This window comes from Gammaproteobacteria bacterium (assembly GCA_022340215.1).
Taxonomy (GTDB): Bacteria; Pseudomonadota; Gammaproteobacteria; order JAJDOJ01; family JAJDOJ01; genus JAJDOJ01.
The window spans coordinates 1-20958 of sequence record JAJDOJ010000195.1 but is presented as its reverse complement, the minus strand read 5'-3'; the positions used below and the strand labels follow the sequence as shown (position 1 = coordinate 20958).

The window sequence follows — 20958 nt, the reverse complement described above, 5'->3', positions numbered from 1 at the left end:
CAGCGTTCGTCGAAGAATCATCTGTTCATTGCACACGATGTCTAGGTTGCCGGGTTGATCGGGGGAAGTTTTCGCACCTTGACGATCACCGTAACGCGTTGTTTTTAATAGATCTAGGCCCTTAAGTCAGTGCCATTCGGTTCTGACCCCTTTACTCTAGGAGTACTAGCTCACACTCAGGGCTGCGATCCGAACCGCGCCCGCGACGATCAAGGTGACACCGAGAAATTTTCCAAGGCCAACGCCAGCCGGGTGAACCTTCTCAACAACGACTGCTGCGGTCAGCGCGGCAATCCAGGCCAGATTCATGACACCGGCCACGAACAACAGGCCCATCAATGCCCAGCAGCAACCCAGGCACAGTATGCCGTGTCTGATACCCATCCATAATGCACCGGCCTTCCCGTCACGCCATTCGTTCAGAAGAAATCCCATCGGAGAGCGACAATGCCGCAGGCACACTTCTTTCAGGGGGGTGAACTGAACGGCACCGGCGATCAGTAACAGCACAGCGGTCAGCCAGACGGACTGGCTGACCATCATGGGAGTGATCAGACCGGTCGACTGCAATCCCCACTGAATCCCAGTCGCGGCGGCGCTGAATGCCGTCCAGACGATCAGATAGGCCGCGATGAAGATCCACGCCTCATGAATCCGTTCATTGCGCCGGCTCAGCGTGGTGAACATCAGGATCATGGGTACCGCGGAGGGGAGCATCATCGCCATCATCATGACCGACCACATCAGGAATACCGCCACGACGTTGGTCGCTGACCAGGCCGGGCTCATGGGCATCATGAGCTGGGCGAGCGGATTGGACATATCCACCACCGCCCAGGCAAGAAACACCCACCCCAACACGATCGCGATCAGCAACGCCGTAGCGGCCCGTGGCTCCTGCCGGGCCAGCGCCATGGATCCACCGGAGGGCACAACCCGAATCAGCTACTGTAAGAGAAAGGAGAGGACATGGCCGTCTTGTCGCTCACATCGAGCTTGAATCCATAGTCGTCGATTGTGAGTTTCTCCGAACGGGCCACGACACCCGTCTCCCCCGGCGCGACGGCGAACGGATGCCCGGAAATCGTCACTGCGCCACCGTTCTGTCCTTCGATCGCCTTCGCTTCAACGCTCCCGACGCCATCGACGGACAGGGAGAAATTGCCGCCGGATTCATTGACACAAATGGTCGCTGGCCTGGCGCCAAGCACCTCGCCGATGAGCGGCGCCAGTTTGGAGAGATGCCCGCCCGCCTGTCCGGAGAAGATCCCCATCAGGGCCTCGTTCTGCCCCGAATCGGCCCTGTCGTCGACATACAGGGCAACCTTCCAGTCTCCGTCCTTCATGTGCCCTGGCGAGTAGGCGAGCATCGCTGCGTTCAGGTCATCGAGCGACACACCGTCGAACGTGCCCTGGTCGATATGCCATCCGAGCAAAACAGTGCATGAATCATCGGTAGGTGGAGAGAAAAAGATGCAGGGGCACACCGCCTCGCAATTGCACGCTTCAGTAAAGGTACCCTTCACATTCCAGTTCGCCATTTGAGTTCCCTCCTTCATTAGTATTCAAGAATTCACGTGACTCGAACCACGTCGCGACTGCCGCGCGTCGTATCTTAGTCGCTTTCTGTCAAATGACATACCATCCTGTTTGTCTTTTCGCCCGTCCTCTGTGTTGCGACAACCGTTCCATAGTTCGACCCCGTGCCTGTTGTCGCGCCTTGATGACGAACGAAAATCCGGCGCGATCTAGTATGCCATTTTCCGGCAATCGCCTTAAGGAAGATAGTCGGAAATTTTCGTGTTTGACTGGAAAGGGGAAACCTCAGTGCGAATCCACGTTGTGCCCGGAAATCGCGAATGGTCGGTTTACTCACTAACCGTCATGGCGGCTCACCAAAGTATCTGACGCTCGCAACAGAATCGATATCCACTTTCCGGGGAGTCAAGGACGACGTTAGCGTCGATGAGCAGCATTCGACTCCCTGCGCGAGCTTTGCACAGATCCGAAGCAAGAAACATTCCCTCGCGGCAATCTCGACAGACTTCCGATGGACTTCTCAATGAGGGACTATCGATACGCCTGTGAAGTAGGGGTGCAGAAAAATCAATACGACGTAGATGACGGCTGACACACCGATCAGCTTTACCTCATCCAGCCAGGTCACCGACGATCCGGGTCTTGTCCATGTGCCGTCACGACGGTTGGTGAAGTAGATGGAAACGATCGCCCATACGGTCAATCCACCGAACAATACGACCGAGCGGATGTCCCCATTGGCGAGTAAATGAGCAACGCCCCAGACGATCATGCCACTCAGCATGGGATTTCGTATGAGGCGCTTCAGTCGAGTCCTGGCGTTCGACGCGCCGAACAGAACGATCGAGATCAGCATCAGCAGCATCGTCAGATGTCGACCCCATTCCGGTGGCGTGTAGACCGGTGTTGGAACCGTGTTACGCCAGCCGATCACCATGAGAACGATCGACGACAGGATGGTGAGCGCAAAGATCCCCTGATACTTGCGCCCCATGGAATCCAGCAGTTCTGCACGCCTGGCGGGCATGACGCAGGGAAACAGGTGAACGAGACTGTATAACAGCACCCCCAGAATCAGTAACCACAGCATGGTTCAACGTCCTCTTGACAATCATTGGAAACGACCACACAACCCGCCACCGGGTACGTGCCGGATTGGAACGGTCCCGGAGACAGGATTGAAGATCCTGAGCGGATCGACCCCGCTTCACTACGCGATCTCACCGAGGGTAGGCGCTGCATCGACAAGCAGCGATTGCGTTGCTACTGTCTGCCACTCGCTCTCGACTGTCCAGGGTAATCGCGATGAAGCGTTCATATCGTTTGGGACTCCCACTGATTGCGAGTCTACTTGCTGGAGGCTGTCAGCAACAGATCGAACCTCTTGCGCTCGGGATGCTTGCGCGCGACCGTGTTGTCCTGACGGCAACCTCCAGCGAGCTGATTGTTCAACAGCCGATCCGCGAGGGCAGTCTTGTCCGCAAGGGTGACCTGCTGGTGCAGCTCGACGACCGCCTGCAACAGGCTATCGTCGCGCAGGCCGAGGCAGAGGTTCAGGAAGCCGCCGCCCATCTCGAAGAACTGACCAACGGACCGAGAGACGAGGAGATCGCCGAAGCGAAGGCCCGGGTCGAAAGCGACGTAGCCCTGTTGAAACGGGCCAAGCTGACCCTCGACAGGGCCCGGACCCTGGAGGCGAAGAAGGTCATGGGGGAGGCGGAGCTGGACGAAGCCATCGCCCGCCGGGCGTCCCAGCATGCCGCGCTGCTTATCTCCCGTGAACAGCTTCGCCTGCTGGTCAACGGCACCCGTCCCGAGGCGTTGAGGCAGGCCGAAGCCAGGCTCCACGCGGCCGAGGCGCACCTGCAGCAACAACGCACACGCTTGACGGAGTACCACGTGACGGCCACCCGGGACGGATGGCTCGACAGCCTGCCCTGGAATGTAGGCGAGCGGGTGTTTGCCGGCTCACCCGTCGCCGTGACCCTGGCCTCGAGCGCCCCGTTCGCCCGGGTGTATATCCCCGAACCGTTCAGGGCGCCAATCCGGGTGGGCGATACGCTGGCGGTGAGCGTCGATGGTGTGGACGAGATATGGCAGGGCACCGTGAGGTGGATCGCCACTGACCCGGCTTTCACACCTTACTACGCACTCAACGCCGAGGAACGCTCCCGTCTGATGTATCTGGCCGAGGTCCAGCTGCCGGAGACCGCGGCCGACCTGCCCAGCGGCCTGCCCGCCCAGGTTGAATTACCCTGATGGAGCCTGTCATCGCGTCACGGAAGCTCAGCCGACTGTTCGGTGAGCTGCGGGCCGTCGACAAGCTGGATCTCCGGGTCGAGCGCGGCAGGATCTACGGGTTCCTCGGACCCAACGGCAGCGGAAAGTCCACCGCCATCCGTATGTTTACCGGGCTGCTGACGCCCAGCGAAGGGACGGTCTCGGTACTGGGTCTCGAGTTGCCGAGGCAGGCCGAGGCGCTGCGTACGCGCATCGGCTACATGACGCAGAAGTTCTCCCTGTTCGACGACTTGACCGTCGTCGAGAACCTCAAGTTCATCGCCCGGATCTACGGTATTCCTGGAAGGCGTGTGTCGGCAAGAATCGATGAGCAGCTCCACACCTACGATCTGGCACGGGTGACACGACAACTGGGGGGGACCATGAGCGGCGGGCAGAAACAGCGTCTTGCACTGGCGGCCGCAACGATCCATGCACCGGAACTGCTGTTCCTGGACGAACCCACATCGGCGGTCGATCCGGAAAACCGGCGCGAGTTCTGGGAGAAGCTGTTCGACCTCAGCGACCGGGGCACCAGCATCCTGGTCTCGACGCATTACATGGACGAAGCCGAACGATGCCATCAACTGGCCATCCTGGAAGCGGGGCAGAAGCGCGTTGACGGGACACCGGAGGAACTGATGCTCGGCATGGGGGCAAACGTACTGGAGGTTTCGGGTCCCGATCTGCGGCAGCTCAAGCGACAATTGATCGTACATCCCGAGATACTCTCCGCCGCACAACTCGGCACTCGGCTGCGAGTCCTGATCAGCGACCGTATCGCGGACCCCCTCGCCTGGCTTGCGCACCACCTGCCCCCGGACAACCGGGACGCGCTGCAGACAGTGCGGCCTTCCCTGGAAGACGTGTTCGTCAGTTGTACCGGAGCACGCCGGCAATGAAGGGCCTGTCGCGTATCGGGGCAATCACCTCAAAGGAACTGCGCCAGCTCAAGCGAGACCGACTCACCTTCGGCATGGTGGTCATGATCCCGCTGATCCAGCTGCTGCTCTTTGGCTTCGCGATCAACACCAACATCCGCCATATCCCCGTGGGACTGGTGGATCTGACCCAGAGCGGCTTCAGCCGTGTCCTGGTCGAATCGATCAGGGCGACGCAGGTCGTGGATTTCGAAGACGAGTATTCGTCGACCGCGGAGGCCGAGCACGCCATTACCCGCGGCGATGTCCGGGCGGTACTGGTGTTGCCGCATGACCTTTCCAAGCGCCTGAGTCGCCATCCACTCCTTGCCCGGGAAATCGGGATGCCGACGAAGGATGACATGCACAGGGCATTGGGACAGTGGCTGGTGGACGGTTCGGACACGATGATCGCATCCGCGATCGGCCGACTGACCAACATGCCCTTCGAGGACGGCCGGGGGATCCTGACCCAGGCCCCTATGAAAACCTTCGAGATCGTCTACTACTTCAACCCAGAGCAACGGTCCGTGGTCAATACCCTGCCGGGTCTGATCGCGATCATTCTGACCATGACGATGATCCTGTTCACCTCCGCCGCCATCGTCCGGGAGAAGGAACGCGGCAACATGGAACTCCTGATCACCACCCCCATGCGTTCGATCGAGCTGATGATCGGGAAAATCGTTCCCTATGTGGCTATCGGGCTAATCCAGCTCGTCATCGTACTCGGCCTGGGACACCTGGTCTTCAATGTACCAATACGGGGCGATATCAGTGATATCTTCCTGGCCTCGCTGCTCTTTATCTGCGCCAGTTTGACCCTGGGGCTGATCATCTCGACGATTGCGAAAAGCCAACTGCAGTCGATGCAGATGACCGTGTTCATCCTGCTGCCATCCATCCTGCTGTCCGGCTTCATGTTTCCCTATGAGGGGATGCCGGTTCCCGCGCAGTGGATAGCCGAGGCCCTGCCGGCCACCCATTTCATGCGCATGATTCGCGCCATCGTTTTACGCGAAGCCAACATATCGGATGTTGGCGGCGACGCACTCTGGCTCGTCGGATTCACGCTTGCCGGACTGCTGATTGCCTCACTGCGTTTCAAGAAACGCCTGGATTGACCACGCGCATCGACAAAACCCATCGAACGCGTCTGCGCCCCCGGAGGAAACGCTTCGGTTACGGATCCGCAGTGAGTCGGAAGCCCAAATCCCGGTCGCTGCGCTCGGCGTTGTCCACGCCCCGCTTGGCCGAGCGCAGAAAACCCGGGCCGTTCCGCCAGGAACCGCCGCGCACCACACGGAATTCGTCATCCCCGCCGGCACAACGCCGCTCGCCACCGCGGTAGCCTTCGTCGTAACCGCTGCACGTCCATTCCCAGACGTTGCCGTGGACGTCGTAGAGCCCCCAGGCATTCGGCTCCAGCGACCCGACAGGCAACGCGCTTTCCCGATGTACCGTGCCCGCGGCACAACCCGAGTAGCCCTGCCGTCCGTTATAGTTCGCCGAGTCACTGTCGAGACAACGCCCCGAGGTGAATGCCGACGACTCGCCGGCCCGCGCGGCATACTCCCACTCGGCCTCCGTCGGCAATCGATAGCGCTTTCCGGTTCGACCGGACAACCAGGCGGCGTACGCGACCGCGTCATGCCAGCTCACACCCGTCGCAGGCAACCTGCTCTGATCCTTTCCCTGGCCTCCCGGCACCTTTCTGCCCGTCGCGCGGGCAAAGTCGTTGTATTCTTCGAAAGTTACCTCGAACGCACCGATGGAGAAGTCCTCCACGCAGACCCTGTGCAGGCGTTCATTGTCATAGCGACCGGCTTCGCTCTTCGGACTGCCCATCTGAAAGCACCCGCCCTTCACCGGGATCATCGAGGGACGCACAAAGCTTGCCGGCAGGACCAGCATCGCCTGCGACCACTGCTTCGGCTTGATCTTTACACGCTCGGTCTTCGGTTCGAACCCACGCGCCTCGACACGAACGCTCGCCAGACCGGGCACGACACCCGAACGGTTCAGGGGACGCCCGGGTGACGCCTCACCCACGAACCGTTCGTTGAGGTATACGCGGGCGTCCGGCGCGTTCACGTTGACCTGTAGTTGCCCGGTCAGCGGTGGTGGCGGCGCACCCGGGGCCGACGCAGGAGCGCTGTCGGGCCGGCCGACATTGAACACGTAGTCGCCCCGTGCCAGTTCGTAGTCGCTGATCTTGCCGAACTGGGGCGTCTGGGCGCTGTGCACCGGGACCTTGCTCTGCAGATAGATGCCGAGTTCCGTACCGGTCATGTAACCATCCTTGTCGAGGTCCCCCAGCCCGTACTCCAGCGCGTCGATGAACGCCGGGGTAAACACGCTGGCCGCCGGGACCTCCTCACCCGCAGAACCCGCGGTAATGAACTGCCGAACGGGTTCGGAGGACAGCCGCGAGATGTGCGGCGGTATGCCCGGCAAGGCCCTGGCCGTGAACACGGTGCCGGAAAAGCAGCTATCGAACAGGAACAGCGCATGCCTGGACTCGATCTGCCGCGCCCAGGCCAGGATCTGGGTCATGCTCAGGGCGCGGCGCAGGAAGGCGCGTTCGTCCTGGACCGGGCTGGGTGCATCGGCGGGCACGAGATAGCCCTTGCGTCCGTCGCGCCGCGTATAGCCATGTCCGGAATAGAAGAAAAGAAGGCGGTTCTTTTCTTCGTATCCGTAGTCGTCGATAAAGCGCTCGAAGGCGCGCGCGAGCTGGTCTCCGCCCGGGTCGTCGTACCGAAACACCGTGAAACCGCGCGATTCCAGTACGCGCTGCACCCGATCCAGTTCACCCGGCACGCTCTGAAGGTCCGGCCATCCCGCGGAGTAGTCGCTCACCCCGATGAGCAGGGCGTAACTATTCTCGTAGAACTGCACCTTCCCGCCGCCGTCGGGCAGTTTGACGGTGGTGAATCCGCGGGTGTCCGAGGCCTGCACTGCACCGATCCAGAGTAGTAAAATAACAGCCGCCAGCCCAGACCGGCCACACGCTGCTATCCGTCCGGAGCTCGCTTCACGTCGGTGGCGACGGGGGAGAGAGGCAAAACCTGATTCGCGTGACATCACCATCCCATGGCCTCAAGGCGCAAAAGACCCCGGATTTCTCACGTCTCGTCCGGCAACCTCCTCGACCGCGGTGAACTTGATGATCCTTTCCCCGGTACGACCCTTGTCGTCGGACACGCGGATGACGATCTTGTGATTCCCCGCTGGGATATCCGCACCAGATGCCGACAGTTCCGAAGGCGAGAATTTGGCATGTTTCATGACGCGGTCGGTGATGTCCAGCTTGAGCCAGCCATAGAGGATGCGGAGCGAATCCGGATCGATCGCGGCCCCGTCCGCCGGAACGAAGGCCAGACGGATATCCATCGGTGTGCGTATCTTGCTCTGGGCCACTGGAGAGAGCACGACGATCTCGGGGGCCCCGGGTTCCGGCAGGAGCATCGCCTTGGGCTCGAATTGGGGGGCGGCCTGCGACTGGGCAAATTCCTCCGGGCTCACCAGCATGAACCTGTCCGCGGTCGATGCGCCACCCGGCCCCAGAAGCATCGCGAGCCAGCAGACCGCAAACGGAACTCGGGCGATTCGGGTTAAGCACGCTGTAGCAATCCTTTCCATTGTCCCTTCCTCCTCGATGGCGTCGTACACTCGCCTCGATCCTTCACATCCGTCCAGGACCCGGATTCAGTCTTTCAGCAGGTCCTCGATCGGCCGCATGAATTTCAGTGATTCACCGCTACCCTCGCGGCGCGTCTTCCTGCCCGCCGCGGGCGAAGCGGTCGGCCGTACGAACCGGACCTCGCGTGCGTCGATCTGCCCGTAACCGGTCGTATTGTTCGGGACCGGACTGCCCATCGCCCTTACACTGTGGATCACGGCGTTGCGCAGCTCCGCCGCCCCGTATTGCGGTTGCAACTGTTTCAGCAGGGCAGCATAGCCCGAGACGTGCGGACAGGCCGCGGAGGTCCCCGCGAACCGCCCGGCGCGCCCGCCCCTGCCGTAGGCCATCGACCGGACCTGGGAGGGAGCGGAGACCTCGGGCTTGACGCGGCCGTCCCAGGTCGGACCCTGCGAGCTGTAGAAGGCCGGTTTCCCGTCCATGACGCTTATCGCTCCGACCGTGAGCACCAGCGGCGAGGCCGCCGTCGAATTCAGGCTGACGTTAGGCACGGACGGCACGAACTCGCTGATCGGGGCGTTACCCCCGGCGACGATGTTGACGGCGACCTCCCGCGACACGCGGCGGGCGATGAGCCTCACCGCAAACAGGTCGCCCGCCCTGGCCTCGAGCTTGATCGTTTCCTTGGGCGGCCCGAGCCCGTTCTGAACGTTGTCCGCGACCCATCTGCGACCCCGTTTCACGTCGTAGACCAGCAGTCCGAGGTCCTGCGTCGCGCCGGGGACACCGGGCCGCTTGCCCCAGTCGTCCCAGATCGCGCCAATCGTGAAGGTCGTCGGCCGCTTGAGGTCCTTGCGCACCACGATCAGCAAAGAATCCTTCGGCAGACCGAGTTGCTTGGCCAGCGCATGCGCCGGGATATCGATCAGGCCGTTCCGGTCCCTGTCCCGCGTCATGCCGCTCCAGTTGAGGTGAGCATAGTTGCCCGCCGAGTTCACCCAGAGGATGTCCTTCGAGACGACCTCCTCGATGATCGGGGTGAGCGAGCTGTAGCCGTCCTTGCGGCTGATGCTCGAACCCAGGGACGCATTGATAATGTCCACGCCCTGCCCCGCGAGCCATTTCACCGCCTTCGCGTACTGCGCGACGGTGCCATCGAAGGCGGCCAGGTAGATACGCGCCTGCGGCGCCATGTCATGGAGGATCTCGGCGACCGCGGTGCCGTGCACGCTGCGGGAGTTGACGCCGAAGAGCCCTTCGAAGTCGCGACGTGCAGCGGGACGCGCCAACTCGCCCCTTTTTACCAGTTCGTCGTAGCGGCTGAATCCGCGATCGATGATGCCGATCTTCACTCCCCGGCCGGTGATCCCGCGCCGATGCAGAGAGCCGACCAGGGACATCTCGACCCCCTCTCCCACCAATTCGCCGCTGTCGACGATCTCGGGCTCGTAACGTTCCTGCGGGGACGCGTATCCGAGGTAGCCGGACAGACCCAGCCGCTCGACACCCGTCACCGGGACGTTCGCATACAGGGTGTCGCCGAGCTGGGTCACGACCACACCCCCGACCGCCTCGATCTCTTTCTGCAACTGCCCCAGATACAAGGGTGACTCTACCCCGAGCGCCACAGCGACACGGCCCTCGCCGTAAGGCACATCGAGTTCCAGGGCCTTGTCCTCGACGGCAAACAGGGACTTCGTGCGCGAGGTCTCCACCAGTTCGGCGAGGTCGGGTGAGAGCCGGGGATGCGCGGCGAACAGGGCCTTGGCCTGCGGCTCGGGTTCGGGCACCGGGGGCAGCTCGTCCACCTGCTTCAGGGCATCCCGGATCCAGGCGCGGTCCGAACTTTCCGGCGCCGCGTCCAGAAACGCGTCGGCATGCGAGACAGCCGCCGCAAGCAGTCCCAACAATGGTATCCAGTACATCGAACGCATCATCATGATGTATAGTACTCCGAAGAAACTCCGCTGCGGAGAATCGGAAAACACCTTTCCCCTAACAGGCGAATCGGGTCCGTCCACTGGCACCGTGCCATCACCGGCGCCCACCCCCATCCCGGCCTTCCCCACCGAGGGGGAAGGCGTAAAACGTCAGAATTCTCCTAGCGAACGATCCTCGCCAAAAGTTTCCCGGCGTAGACCTCGGAGGCCTCACCGATCGGCACGGCCTCGACTGGCCCGGCGGGCCGCGATTCGACCTGAAACCCGCGGACCGCCTCGTCGAGGCTATGTGCGGCCAGCGGCGACATCTCCGCAAAGACATCGTCGGCGCTCTTGAAGCCGGTCTCGAAGAGATTGACGGGTTGGCGGGTCACGAACGCCGCCACCAGGGTCGGTCCGAACGGTTCGGTCGCCGGCATGGCGAAGGTCATTTTCTCCGTAGGGATCGTAACCCTGCCTTCGGAGACGTGATTGTCGGCGTGGAACTGGTTCGGGAACAGGACCGTCGAGCGGTCGGCGCTGTCGATGCTGACGACATTCAGATAACCCCCACCATCGGGGACGGTCACCTGCAGAACCAGAGGATCGCCCACTTTGAAGTTTCGCTGGTTCGCGGTCAGTGACATGCGGCCCGGCGACGCCTCGACGATGCGCTCCAGGCGTTCCCAGGCCCGTCCTGCGCCTTGCGCCGACTTGAGGATGGTCAGCGGGCGTTCCGCCAGTTCCGCACCGCCGGTGAGATTGGGATGAAAGACCCGACTGTCGTACCCCGTCTCCTCGAGCTGTAACCGGATGTATTCACCAGCAAATTCGCTCAAAGCCTTCGGTGACAGCGTCTTGCCCTGCTCCGCCGCCTGCTTCACCCCTTCCAGCAGGCCCAGCGTGAAGTAGCTGCCCTGCGGGCTCGCCAGCGACTTTTCGTCGTCCTGCGCGGCGGAAATCGCGACATAGTTCGCCGTGCCACGCCGGTCTGTCACCGTGTCAATCGCCGGCCCCAGGTCCTTACCGGTCACGGGCATGCCGGGGTAGAAGAAAAACTTCTCCACCACCTGCTGTGTCCCGAGGCTGCGTGTCCGCAGCGTCTCCGTACCCAGGTGCAGTCCCTTGGTCACGGTACCGCTGTGACAGGCGTCGACGAGCACGAGGACATTCCGGTCCCGCATCTCGTCGAGCAGCGTATTGATGTGGTCATCGAGCAACACGGGCTCGATCGTGGGCGGCAGGTCTCCGTTGCGCACGACCCGCGAATCCCGCAAGAGAAGGACCTCGTCCGCGCCGTCGGACTCGTCACCGCTGACGTCCGGAACGCGGGTGCCGTGTGTGCTGACATAGAGCAGCGCACGGTCGCCCGGCCCCGTGCCTTTGATCAGCCAGGACCGGATCTCCCTCTCCACGTTCGCCGTGGTGGCGTCATCGTCGAACAGGATGCGGGTCCGGTCCGGCGCGAAATTCAGCGTTTCAGCGACCTCCGTCATGATCTCCAGGTCGAGTTCGATCCCCGGAAGGTCGTTGATACGCGGATCGAGAAAGTCGCCGACACCCACCAGCAGGGCGCGATCCTCCGCCGGTACCGGCCAAGCGGACACCGCGGTGACGAACATCGCGGCCACGACGACGAAATCCTTTAAGCTCATCCGAAACACCACGCGTCTCATCGCGACGAGGCTGAAATGTATCGTAGAAAATCCCCGCGGATTTTGCCATCGCTCAGCAGCGTGCATATGTCACACCTATAATGGCTCGGGATCAGCGTCGAACCATCCGTGTGACACAGATCTCTCGATTCTCAGAGATATCGGGCACCTGAATCTCCTGCAGCAGAACAGTCCCGTCGTTCACAACGTGGACACCCCTGCCGGCAGGGTTAAACTGACATTGAGGTTCTGCTCCCCGGACAAGCAACGGTCGATCGTTATCGCCCCGACCCCCGAGGGCGGCGTCCCGATGGGCGAAAATCCGTTCGATTGCAGTGCCGACCAGAGCTATCTCATCCCGACCCAGCCACAATCGGCCGCGACCGTGCGCGCCGTCGATCCCTGCCGGCTGATCGCCGCCGCCGAGGCGGAGAGCGCACTGGGGGCGGCGGTACGCAAGGTCCCCCCTCACTACCAGGAGCCGCATACCTGGAATTGCATCTACCAGGTCGGTGAAGACCAGCAGCGGCGCCTGTCGCTCAAGGCGGACGAGGCCTACCTCTTCGACTCACCGGCGGGTTTCGCGACCCTCGATGCACGCCTCGGCGACACCCTGCTCGAATTCAGCCTCGGTGGTCCGCCCAGCGGGCGCGAACAGACCATCACGCGGCTGGCGCACCAGGCCGTCCAGCGGATGGTCGCCGGCGAAGGCATCGCCGCCGAGGCCTCTCCCGACGCAAAGCTGACCGGTGAATGGACCGCCAGCGCCGGCGGCAGGACCCTTCTGATGATCGTTCGGCAGGACAAGGCCCTGACGATCAGCGTGTCCGCTTCGCAGAATGGCGTGCTGACCACGAACGGAAACCGGACGGTTCACGATCCTCCGGAAGGGAATTCGAACCGCAAGACTGGTGAGGGCGCCGTGAACTGCGGGCTGGCGCGCGGTGTCAGACCTGGTGTATCCGATATCGAGGTAGGCGGACATGAGTTCACCGGATTCCGGATTCCACGTCGAGTGCTACGCCGGCTACCAGGGAGAGGAGACGCCACGGCGACTGTGTCTCGGTGGCAGACAGAACGATGTCCTCGAAGTCATCGACCGCTGGTTGTCGCCTGACCATCGCTACTTCAAGGTCCGCGGCAACGACGGCGGCATCTATATCATTCGCCACGACGTCGCTTCAGGGGCGTGGGAGTTGCGTCTGTTCGACAGCGGACGCCACCCGGAGACACGGCTGTCCTCGACCTGAGGCGGATGGGGAGCGGTATCTGCGGAAGCCCTGTCAAATTAGCGATGCGCCATCGCAGTTATTTGATCAGAGGACCTTCCTGCGCATGACCGGTATGCTCCGGGGTAGCTGAAGCCTCTGTTCCCACAGGCGCTGTTGCGGCGCATGAGCAGGCATAGCGCCCAGTCGCTCGGTTCATTCGGAAGAACCTCCGGTACGCTACCAGGACGCCAAGGGCATACACAAACGGGTAGGCCCAGATGAGGACACGATCGATTCGCTGTGCCAGACCAACCCGTCCGCTGGCCTCCATGCGCCGGAGGATGACATTGATGATCACGCTGAAACTGGTAATCGCGAATGCCGTAAACAGAACTGCATCCATAAACGTCAGATAGCTCAGGCGAGGCAGATCTTTCGAGATCACGAAATTGAATGCGATGAACAGCAACAGGTTCCCAGAGGCGATATCGATCCGTATCTTGTAGTCCTTGAGGAACAGAATGATCCAGGATATGAAAACGATAATGCCGATCGGTACAAGGATGCGTATCTGATAGTATTCTGTCTTCCGTTCGGCATGCAGGTGAAATCTGAAGCGGGAGCTGTCGTAACCGATTGTTTGACGTGTCGTGGAAACGTCAGTGTCAAACTGCGTGACATCCCATTCCTCCAATCCCAGCAGCCCCCCCCAAATCGCTGTATCCCTCCAGCTCGGAGAATACATACGCCTTATCGGGCGCCAGCAGGTCGATGTCGATATAGAACTCCTGCGAATCGAAAGGAAACTTCGAGAAATGAAAATACGGCGCCTGCAGCGTGGCGGTGAAACGCTCGAAGTAGAAGGCCTTTCCGTCAGACGTGACTAATACGACGGTATCCTGAGAAAATCGCTTTCCTTGCTGATTGAAAAAGATAAATCGTGGCCAAGGGGTATCTTTATGGCGCACGTACTCAAAAAAGTCATCACCCCGGTACACTCGGAACGGATTGCCGCCGGGGCCGGGCTGAAATCCCAACGCGGGCTCCTGCCATCGCATCTGCAGCGTGTCGACGACAGAAAAATGCTCGGCCCTCTGATCGATATCGGTGATTTCCTCGACCCGCAGACCGATCTGCACCTCAACGGGACCGCCTGCGGGGAGATAGTCCTTGAAGACTTCCTGCAACTGCGCGGATGACTCATCGGACGCGCGCGCGAGTGCCGACAACAGGAAGAAGGTTAGGACAAACAATACCGTATGAACGATCGGTCTTTCCATGAGAGATCCTTCCTGCCCCTAATGCTCTGTCCAACTGATAATTGCGAGTTCAGTAATTATCAGTTGGACAGAGCACTCGTCCGAGCCTTGCAAGATTAGACTGAATCCTTCCCGGCGACTAGGCATGGTGCTGTTTCTTCCACGACCACCGATGACGGGTTGGCGGACTCCGGAGTTGTCCTGCCGCCATCAGATTCCACCGCGAAGACGCAGGACGCAAGCGTACCGATAGCGCCTGCCGAGAGTCCGGTCTCCATTGAATGCAAAAGGCGAGGCTTTGTGAGGACTCTACGTCATCACGAATCGAATCTCGAGGTCGGGGCTCGACAACCCTGGAAGGCGTCACGGGAGTCTGTTGTGCCGGTCGATTCCCCCATTCGCGGGCGGCGATAATATCCCGGGCGATAGCAATACTGAACCAATCCATACAACCCCTGAGTGCGGGAGGCGACGCATGCGATACAGGTCCAAGGCGGTGACGATTCTTTTTCTGACGACACTGGCAAACGTGGCGATATCCGCCATGACGGCGGACGAGGACGATACCCAGGCGTTCGTCACTGCGCGGAAAGCGCGCCCGTTGCCGCGAAGATCGCCCTGGAAGCGGAGAGGGCCTGCAAGAAGCGGGGTTCCAGGTGGCCGTGGCCGTGGTCGACCGCTTCGGGAACCTGATCTCCTTCCTCAGAGACCCGCTCTCGGGATCGCATACCATCACGATCGCGAAGCGCAAGGCGTTCACCGCCTCCAGCTTTCAGGGCGCCACCATCGACCTGGCCGACCGACTCTCCTTTCTCAAGGGCACACCGGGGCTGTCGCTGGTCGGCGGCGGCGTACCGATCAGGGTCGGGGGCTATGTGTACGGTGCAGTCGGGGTATCCGGTGCACCCCGGGAGAAAATTCCCGGTGATATCGACGACACATGCGCCCGCGAGGGTATTGCCTCCGTTCAGGAAACCCTGGAGTTCGCCGATATGTGAGAAGGAGACACGGTGAGCGCCCAGCAGGGAAGACTCGGGCGGAAATGGCTGGTGCGCACACCGCCAACTAGCATTCTGCGCCAGATTTCACGGCTGTCCTACCCGATACCAAAACGCCGGAAGCATACCACGCGCAAGGCCCCCCTGAACCATTGGTCGCGGCGTTACGCCGCGGAAAACGCAGTGGTCAGTGGTCAGTGGTCAGTGGTCAGTGGTCGGTTAAGCTTCAATGAGGCCGCGGCGTTATGCGGCGGAAAACCTACTGACAACTGACCACTAACCACTGACAACTGCTGCTTCAATGAGGCCGCGGCGTTACGCCGCGGAAAACTCGATCCGGCGGGCGATGCGGATCCGGCCACCACGGTGCTTCAATGAGGCCGCGGCGTTACGCCGCGGAAAACAGCCATTCTGACAGCCCAGTGTTGACGGTCTTTCTGGAGCAAAATGCGAGCGCTGACATCACCGGGTAGTACGTGACGCGCATTTCGCAGGTCTCTACACGAAGACGTTTTCATAACTATCTGATTTTTAAATAACGGACCCCATGCGAGCGCTTCCCGGAAATCCCGGTGCCACTGCAGCGCTCGCGCGGTACAGGCGAACTCACACGATGATCGGCGCATGCTGTACCTTTTCGAAGCGCTTGCCGAGGCTCACGACGTGTGGGTCGACGTTTTCGGCAGGACCGAGATCAAGAAGTATAACGTGATCTTCCTGGTGGTGGAGGATTCCATCGATCAACGCGATCAGTTCCGCATGCTGTTTACGACTCAACCGACACTGAAACACCGAAAGCTGCAACCACTCGCCGTAGCCGTTCATCAGCTTGAACAACCGCCGCCAGCGCCGCTGGTCCGAGATATCATATGCAACGATGTAGAGTCGATGGTCCATTACTCATCGCGTAATGAAATTTGGATAATCCGGCAGGTCACCCAGTAAGAAACGTCCCAGCAGCCTTGATTGAAGCTCTATCAGTCGGCGGTAGCTTATTCGGTAGCCTAGCAAAGGATGCGTGATTTCGTGTCCCAGGCGACGCTCGAAGGCGCCGATAAACCGTTTCCGACCATCAGAATTTAGATTCACACTACCGGCCACCTGTATGAAGTCGCTCGGCCTGACCTCACCGTTGTTGATCGCCTGCAGGACACATGAATCGGCGATCAGGGGTCGGAACGGTTCCATTAAATCCAATGCCAGAGCGGGTCGCCCATAACGCGGTTGATGGTAGAACCCGCGATAAGGATCGAAACCCACGGCCGAGAGTGTCACCGTCCAGAGGCGCGCGAGCAGGGAATACGCATAGGAGAGCAGCGCATTGACCGGATCGGTCGGCGGCCGGCGATTTCTTCTTGTAAAATTGAAGGACAACGTCTCGTTATCGGCCGGGCGCAGCAGGTGACCAAACGCGCTGAAATAACGTGAGGCGGCTGCCCCTTCCACTCCCAGGAGTTCTTCTATGCCATGACACCTGATGCAATGTCTGACATCGCGTTGCAGACTCGATATCAGGATGGATTTGTCCTCATCGGACTTCCAGTTGCGTCGCAAGAGAGTACGACTGTTGCGTATCTTGGCCTCGACGAGCCCTTTGGCAAGGTGCAGGCAGATCTGATCGTCGAAGCTGGCACGGTACTGGGCGGTGCGTAATTCGACGTTCTTGTGTCCCGTACCAACGGTATGGCCCATAAACCAGCCGCCAAAACTTTGCCAGGTGACCGGGATGCCGCGCTTCATCAATTCATGCAATGTAGGTGTGGTGAGGTACACATTGCCAGAGAGCGCAAGCTGTGAAACATGGATGAGACGTGCCGTGGTGACCTTCTTGTCGTCGACGTGAATTTCGAGTGTTTCTCCCTTCTTCGATACCTTTGCGTGGTGGGCCTGAACATAGACAGGCAATGCCTCGTCGTGTGCCACGAACAATGGACGTGGCGCGAGGTCGGCGCCTTTGAAGAAGTTGATCTCATCCGGCAGGCAGATTCCATTCAGAGAACAGCGCGGACATTTGGGACTGTCGACCAGGGGTGGTGGTAGCTGCCCCCCGGCCGCAACCAGACGCAAGCCGCTGATTGCGTTCTCTGTTAACCGTATCAACTCATCGTCGAACGATACCCGTACACGTTCGCGACTGGCAGCAAAGTACAGGACGCCTTCATCGCATCGATATCCATGGTCCCTCAGAATCAGTCCTTGCGCGCAGAGTTGGACACGCTCCGGATCATAGGCGCCGCGCGGCACGTGCGGGCGCTTGCCCCGCTTGTAGTCGACCGGGGTGACGATATCGCCCTCGCCTTCCACCAGATCCAGTTTGGCGATCAGACCCAGCGAATTCGAAGACAAAGTGATCGACCGTGCGTGGATGGTCTCTTCGCTACCGGCGCCGGGCGGCGGCAGATCGCCCTGCGGCTGATCGACACGGCGGTGGGAATAGCGGCCCTCTACAGTGTCCCCAGACTCGGCCCATTCTGCCTGCACCCACTCGAGGTAGGCGAGTCGTGGGCAATACATGTACTCATTGACCATTCGTACCGGCAACAGCGGCAGGTCGCCCGAGAACTCGGGAAACGGAAGGGGAAGCTCCTGCTGGCGGCCGGGGGGATCCACGGAACGCTACCCACTTGCGTGGCTCCGCTCAGGGGGATACCCATGGATGGACAGAACCTGAACCATTCGACTTGCCACTTACCCATTGAACACATTCAGTCTAGTTCATTTTCCACGCGTTTCTGCCGGACAGAACAAACCGAGCCCGAAGTGGCAGGCGAAACCCAGTGCGAGCGGCCCTCCGACCGGCGAAGCGAAGTGCAACTGCCAGAAACTTCCCAGGCGGTCGGGTTGGGTGAGGCCGCGTTTTTTTCGGAAACGGTGAAATTGGATGGGGCGGCGTTTTCCGGAGCCGACTTCGACGGTCTCCATTGCCTCCAGTTCGACGACATCCGGAAGATTGCGTCGATTGCATTCGCGCCGGATCTGATCTTCGACCGTAAGGCGTTTCTTGGTGTGCCAGGGATGCAGGTAGGGGGTCACCGACCGCCAGGATCGGGATGGGACAGTCAACTTCCCGCCGACCTCGTATGTTCCGATGCCCTCCAATACGAGACGCCATTCTCCCCCCTCACGCTGCCATATCCTTCGCAACCCCTCGATGATACGGCGTTGGGCACCATCGAATCCGGCAGGCACGTGGATCAGAACTCGATCCAACCGGCCGTCACCATTTGCATCTAGAGGCAGATAAAACGCGTGCTGGTGCCGGTTGTTGGCAGGCAAATCGTGTCCCGAAAACACCGGCGGGATGTTTCCCTCGCCCAGAATCCTGCCGGCGTGGCTGATGACTGCCAGGCGTACTAACTCACCGATGCGAACACTGTCCTCGATCCTCGGTAAGGGCTTGCCGATGATCAGGAAGCGAGCAGTCGTCGCCTTCGGTGGGTAGGACTTTCGAGCAACACGTGTCGGGCGTAGCGCATCGACCGGGCGCAAGTAGCTGACCCGGCGCGAAGCAGGGGGCTGGCTCCAGCCTTGCTTTTGCAGGTCAGCCGTTTCTACGGAGATCGCGGGCGGTAGACCTTCAGGCAATGTGCTCGCGAGTTTCTTGGCTTTTCTCCTGTCTTGAAGAAATACCTGGCGCTGCTGCGCATACCCGACAGCGGTGACCGGAGCAAAAAGGTTAACGACTTCCCAACGCAATTCACCGGTATCGCGATCAACCGTTTCGTCGCCGGGAACGCAATTTGATAGAGGCGCTTGCTCTACCCGCCGGGCCTCGACCCAGGACTCGGCGCGACCGAGATAACCCAAGGCCTCGAGCAAGTCATCCAGCAGTTCAATCTGATCAGCGGGCAGATTAAGATCCGGCCAACGCAGATATAGGGGATCGTCCCGATCTACAGCGGCAAAGGCATCGAACACTAAGGAAGTGTCTCCCGCCTTCCATTGAGGCAGGTAGTGGCGCGTGTGGTAGTGACTGGCCGCGGGGACCACATACTCAGGCAGCGCCCCGGCAAGTGACTCAATCAGTCCGGTCAGGACGTTTTCCCCATGGCGGCTGTTGACCTTGAGTTTTCTATGCCAGGTCGCTATCAGGGCACGCAGGATTCGCCACGGGTCCGGTGGCCACGCGACCTCGCCCTCATTGACGTGGCGATCCCAGGGGTTCGCGTGGTACCGCCCGGCCGGGAAAGTGAACCGTAACAAGAGCATGACATCACTTCCGATAGGTCACTGTGGTGGTCTCGAGAGGGACGCCGGAGTTTGTGATCAATTCAGGCAAGGCCGAACGAATTACGTCCAGTTCCGGTAGATCGAAACCAGTCGGACGCTGCACCTCGATGGCCGTGCAGTCCAGATCGCAGGCAGTGCGCAAACGAAGGCCCACCTCCAGGAATCGGCGAACCTTGAACAACGCCAAAGCGACCAGCAATCGATACACCGGTTGCGGAAATCCGTAGCCGCGCAGTTGCGCCAGGTCTAAATTGAAATATGCTGAGATCTGTTGGGCAACGAATTCGTCACGAGGGAACGGCACGTTGCCGTAACCCTCCTTTGCGCTTTTTCCCTCCCCCTGTTTCCCCGGTTGCACAATATCATTTTTAACACCACCGCTTGCTGCAATTTTCACATCTCTTGCCTCAATAAATCCGGACAATGCCCGCGGCAAACGCAAGCGCCCTCCTGCAAGCTCACTTTGAGCCAGAAATACGCCATGCAATAGTGAATTGATATCAAGCCTCAAGAGTACTGATGCCAATTTTCGCAAGTTCACAATTTCTTGTTTCATATCCGCCAATTCTGTTTTAAGGAAGTCCTTTACTTCCGTAGCGCCATCCTTGTTTTGTGCATTCAATATGTACGGTGAATTGATGCGGTGCGCCTCCAGTACCGAGTTGGTCAACCGCTTCCCGTCCTTGTCGAGAACTTTTACTACCGACAGGCCTCGCAGTTCCGGCACCCAATCATCTGCCACACTATCCCAACATACGGCCTCCATCCGATTCGCCATACTCTGGGCGGATTCAACCAGTAGCATAGATGTACCGTCCGGGCCCTCATATTGTGCCGCACCGATTTCTGGGAAGCCTGTGGGTTGAAAGCGCGTGCCTTGAACGGGTTTAAGTTCGGCCATGACGAGCAGTCGCGGGGCCTTGTCAAGAGTGGAAATATCGAGGCTCATTGAGTTCTCCTTGTCTCCGATTTCTTTCAGTGTCCGATGTACATGGAAAAGAACATCGCATTAAGCGGCGTCATCTGACAGCTCCGATTGGGTCAGTGCCGTTCGCACCAGCGCGCCCGTCGCACTGTAGGTAATCGGGACAAGCATGGAAGCAGCGACCCGTCGTGGATCGAGTTCCAGCAGCTCGGGTACTTGGTCAAATGGCATCGAAGGTATGAGACCGGCGCCGCGAAGGCGACGCCAGGCAATCTCTACTGCACGTTGCGTCTGCTCCTGGTTCCCGCTCGCAAGCATTGGAATTAACCGCGCTGGAACGGGAATGCGCTGATCCCGTGGCAGGTCGGCCAGCTTG

At 60.3% G+C, this 20958-nt stretch carries 20 protein-coding genes and 1 CRISPR repeat array; of the genes, 6 read left to right on the top strand and 14 right to left on the bottom strand.

The annotated features are described in order from the left end of the window. Window positions 1–165 precede the first annotated feature (165 nt). The 3 genes from LJE91_13725 to LJE91_13715 form a co-directional block, all read right to left on the bottom strand. Window positions 166–915 (bottom strand): DUF2182 domain-containing protein, encoded by a 750-nt coding sequence (locus tag LJE91_13725; GenBank protein MCG6869740.1) that lies wholly within the window; start codon window positions 913–915, stop codon window positions 166–168. 26 nt (window positions 916–941) lie between these two features. Then, complete coding sequence (locus LJE91_13720) at window positions 942–1541, bottom strand: DUF1326 domain-containing protein (protein MCG6869739.1); 600 nt, start codon at window positions 1539–1541, stop codon at window positions 942–944. Between the two features lie 518 nt (window positions 1542–2059). Further along, window positions 2060–2629, bottom strand: a complete 570-nt coding sequence (locus LJE91_13715; protein MCG6869738.1) for an NnrU family protein — start codon at window positions 2627–2629, stop codon at window positions 2060–2062. 215 nt (window positions 2630–2844) lie between these two features. Between LJE91_13715 and LJE91_13710 the strand changes: the two genes are divergently transcribed. Genes LJE91_13710 through LJE91_13700 form a run of 3 tightly spaced genes read left to right on the top strand, consistent with a single transcriptional unit; the run spans window position 2845 to window position 5863 of the window. Then, window positions 2845–3798 carry an HlyD family efflux transporter periplasmic adaptor subunit gene (locus tag LJE91_13710; protein ID MCG6869737.1) on the top strand — a complete coding sequence of 318 codons (954 nt, stop codon included), beginning with the start codon at window positions 2845–2847 and terminating at the stop codon, window positions 3796–3798. Next, window positions 3798–4721, top strand: coding sequence for an ABC transporter ATP-binding protein (locus LJE91_13705; protein MCG6869736.1), 924 nt, complete (start codon window positions 3798–3800; stop codon window positions 4719–4721). Before LJE91_13710 ends, LJE91_13705 begins: the two co-directional genes overlap by 1 nt. Next, a complete protein-coding gene (locus LJE91_13700) occupies window positions 4718–5863 on the top strand; it encodes an ABC transporter permease (protein MCG6869735.1) in 1146 nt (381 codons plus the stop codon). The genes LJE91_13705 and LJE91_13700 overlap by 4 nt, the downstream gene beginning before the upstream one ends. Window positions 5864–5921: 58 nt before the next feature. Here LJE91_13700 and LJE91_13695 read toward each other — a convergent pair whose 3' ends face one another. The 4 genes from LJE91_13695 to LJE91_13680 form a co-directional block, all read right to left on the bottom strand. Next, window positions 5922–7700: an SUMF1/EgtB/PvdO family nonheme iron enzyme gene (locus LJE91_13695; protein MCG6869734.1), complete on the bottom strand. Its 1779-nt coding sequence runs from the start codon at window positions 7698–7700 to the stop codon at window positions 5922–5924. Between the two features lie 141 nt (window positions 7701–7841). Then, entirely contained in the window at window positions 7842–8273 is a 432-nt protein-coding gene (locus LJE91_13690) for a hypothetical protein (protein ID MCG6869733.1), read from the bottom strand. A gap of 177 nt (window positions 8274–8450) precedes the next feature. Next, window positions 8451–10325 carry a S8 family serine peptidase gene (locus LJE91_13685; protein ID MCG6869732.1) on the bottom strand — a complete coding sequence of 625 codons (1875 nt, stop codon included), beginning with the start codon at window positions 10323–10325 and terminating at the stop codon, window positions 8451–8453. A 161-nt stretch (window positions 10326–10486) separates the two neighbouring features. Then, window positions 10487–11959: a DUF4384 domain-containing protein gene (locus LJE91_13680; protein MCG6869731.1), complete on the bottom strand. Its 1473-nt coding sequence runs from the start codon at window positions 11957–11959 to the stop codon at window positions 10487–10489. Between the two features lie 241 nt (window positions 11960–12200). Here LJE91_13680 and LJE91_13675 point away from each other — a divergent pair, with 241 nt between their 5' ends. Both LJE91_13675 and LJE91_13670 read left to right on the top strand, forming a co-directional pair. After that, window positions 12201–13076: a hypothetical protein gene (locus LJE91_13675; GenBank protein ID MCG6869730.1), complete on the top strand. Its 876-nt coding sequence runs from the start codon at window positions 12201–12203 to the stop codon at window positions 13074–13076. Continuing rightward, window positions 13015–13209 (top strand): hypothetical protein, encoded by a 195-nt coding sequence (locus tag LJE91_13670; protein ID MCG6869729.1) that lies wholly within the window; start codon window positions 13015–13017, stop codon window positions 13207–13209. Before LJE91_13675 ends, LJE91_13670 begins: the two co-directional genes overlap by 62 nt. 58 nt (window positions 13210–13267) lie before the next feature. Here LJE91_13670 and LJE91_13665 read toward each other — a convergent pair whose 3' ends face one another. Further along, window positions 13268–13864 carry a hypothetical protein gene (locus LJE91_13665; GenBank protein ID MCG6869728.1) on the bottom strand — a complete coding sequence of 199 codons (597 nt, stop codon included), beginning with the start codon at window positions 13862–13864 and terminating at the stop codon, window positions 13268–13270. Then, window positions 13836–14450 carry a hypothetical protein gene (locus LJE91_13660; protein ID MCG6869727.1) on the bottom strand — a complete coding sequence of 205 codons (615 nt, stop codon included), beginning with the start codon at window positions 14448–14450 and terminating at the stop codon, window positions 13836–13838. Before LJE91_13660 ends, LJE91_13665 begins: the two co-directional genes overlap by 29 nt. A gap of 614 nt (window positions 14451–15064) precedes the next feature. Here LJE91_13660 and LJE91_13655 point away from each other — a divergent pair. Further along, window positions 15065–15427, top strand: a complete 363-nt coding sequence (locus LJE91_13655; GenBank protein ID MCG6869726.1) for a heme-binding protein — start codon at window positions 15065–15067, stop codon at window positions 15425–15427. Window positions 15428–15571: 144 nt separating this feature from the next. Beyond that, window positions 15572–15831: direct repeats of the CRISPR family, unit length 37 nt; unit sequence TGCTTCAATGAGGCCGCGGCGTTACGCCGCGGAAAAC. A 202-nt stretch (window positions 15832–16033) separates the two neighbouring features. Here the strand turns inward: LJE91_13655 and cas2 are convergent. From cas2 to LJE91_13630, 5 genes are all read right to left on the bottom strand, one after another. Continuing rightward, window positions 16034–16324 (bottom strand): CRISPR-associated endonuclease Cas2, encoded by a 291-nt coding sequence (gene cas2 / locus LJE91_13650; protein MCG6869725.1) that lies wholly within the window; start codon window positions 16322–16324, stop codon window positions 16034–16036. A 3-nt stretch (window positions 16325–16327) separates the two neighbouring features. Then, window positions 16328–18037 (bottom strand): CRISPR-associated endonuclease Cas1, encoded by a 1710-nt coding sequence (gene cas1, locus LJE91_13645; protein ID MCG6869724.1) that lies wholly within the window; start codon window positions 18035–18037, stop codon window positions 16328–16330. A 105-nt stretch (window positions 18038–18142) separates the two neighbouring features. Continuing rightward, window positions 18143–19636, bottom strand: a complete 1494-nt coding sequence (csb2, locus tag LJE91_13640; protein ID MCG6869723.1) for a type I-U CRISPR-associated protein Csb2 — start codon at window positions 19634–19636, stop codon at window positions 18143–18145. A gap of 4 nt (window positions 19637–19640) precedes the next feature. Further along, the gene (cas7u, locus tag LJE91_13635) at window positions 19641–20606 is read right to left on the bottom strand and encodes a type I-U CRISPR-associated RAMP protein Csb1/Cas7u (protein MCG6869722.1); all 966 of its coding nucleotides are present in this window, start codon (window positions 20604–20606) and stop codon (window positions 19641–19643) included. Window positions 20607–20666: 60 nt separating this feature from the next. Further along, a partial coding sequence (locus LJE91_13630) for a hypothetical protein (protein MCG6869721.1) occupies window positions 20667–20958 on the bottom strand: 292 nt, incomplete at its 5' end.

Coding starts and splice junctions, on each gene's coding strand:
- LJE91_13725 (MCG6869740.1), bottom strand. CDS start 915: ATGGCGCTGGCCCGGCAGGAGCCACGGGCCGCTACGGCGTTGCTGATC.
- LJE91_13720 (MCG6869739.1), bottom strand. CDS start 1,541: ATGGCGAACTGGAATGTGAAGGGTACCTTTACTGAAGCGTGCAATTGC.
- LJE91_13715 (MCG6869738.1), bottom strand. CDS start 2,629: ATGCTGTGGTTACTGATTCTGGGGGTGCTGTTATACAGTCTCGTTCAC.
- LJE91_13710 (MCG6869737.1), top strand. CDS start 2,845: ATGAAGCGTTCATATCGTTTGGGACTCCCACTGATTGCGAGTCTACTT.
- LJE91_13705 (MCG6869736.1), top strand. CDS start 3,798: ATGGAGCCTGTCATCGCGTCACGGAAGCTCAGCCGACTGTTCGGTGAG.
- LJE91_13700 (MCG6869735.1), top strand. CDS start 4,718: ATGAAGGGCCTGTCGCGTATCGGGGCAATCACCTCAAAGGAACTGCGC.
- LJE91_13690 (MCG6869733.1), bottom strand. CDS start 8,273: ATGCTGGTGAGCCCGGAGGAATTTGCCCAGTCGCAGGCCGCCCCCCAA.
- LJE91_13685 (MCG6869732.1), bottom strand. CDS start 10,325: ATGATGATGCGTTCGATGTACTGGATACCATTGTTGGGACTGCTTGCG.
- LJE91_13680 (MCG6869731.1), bottom strand. CDS start 11,959: ATGAGCTTAAAGGATTTCGTCGTCGTGGCCGCGATGTTCGTCACCGCG.
- LJE91_13660 (MCG6869727.1), bottom strand. CDS start 14,450: ATGGAAAGACCGATCGTTCATACGGTATTGTTTGTCCTAACCTTCTTC.
- cas2 (MCG6869725.1), bottom strand. CDS start 16,324: ATGGACCATCGACTCTACATCGTTGCATATGATATCTCGGACCAGCGG.
- csb2 (MCG6869723.1), bottom strand. CDS start 19,636: ATGCTCTTGTTACGGTTCACTTTCCCGGCCGGGCGGTACCACGCGAAC.
- cas7u (MCG6869722.1), bottom strand. CDS start 20,606: ATGAGCCTCGATATTTCCACTCTTGACAAGGCCCCGCGACTGCTCGTC.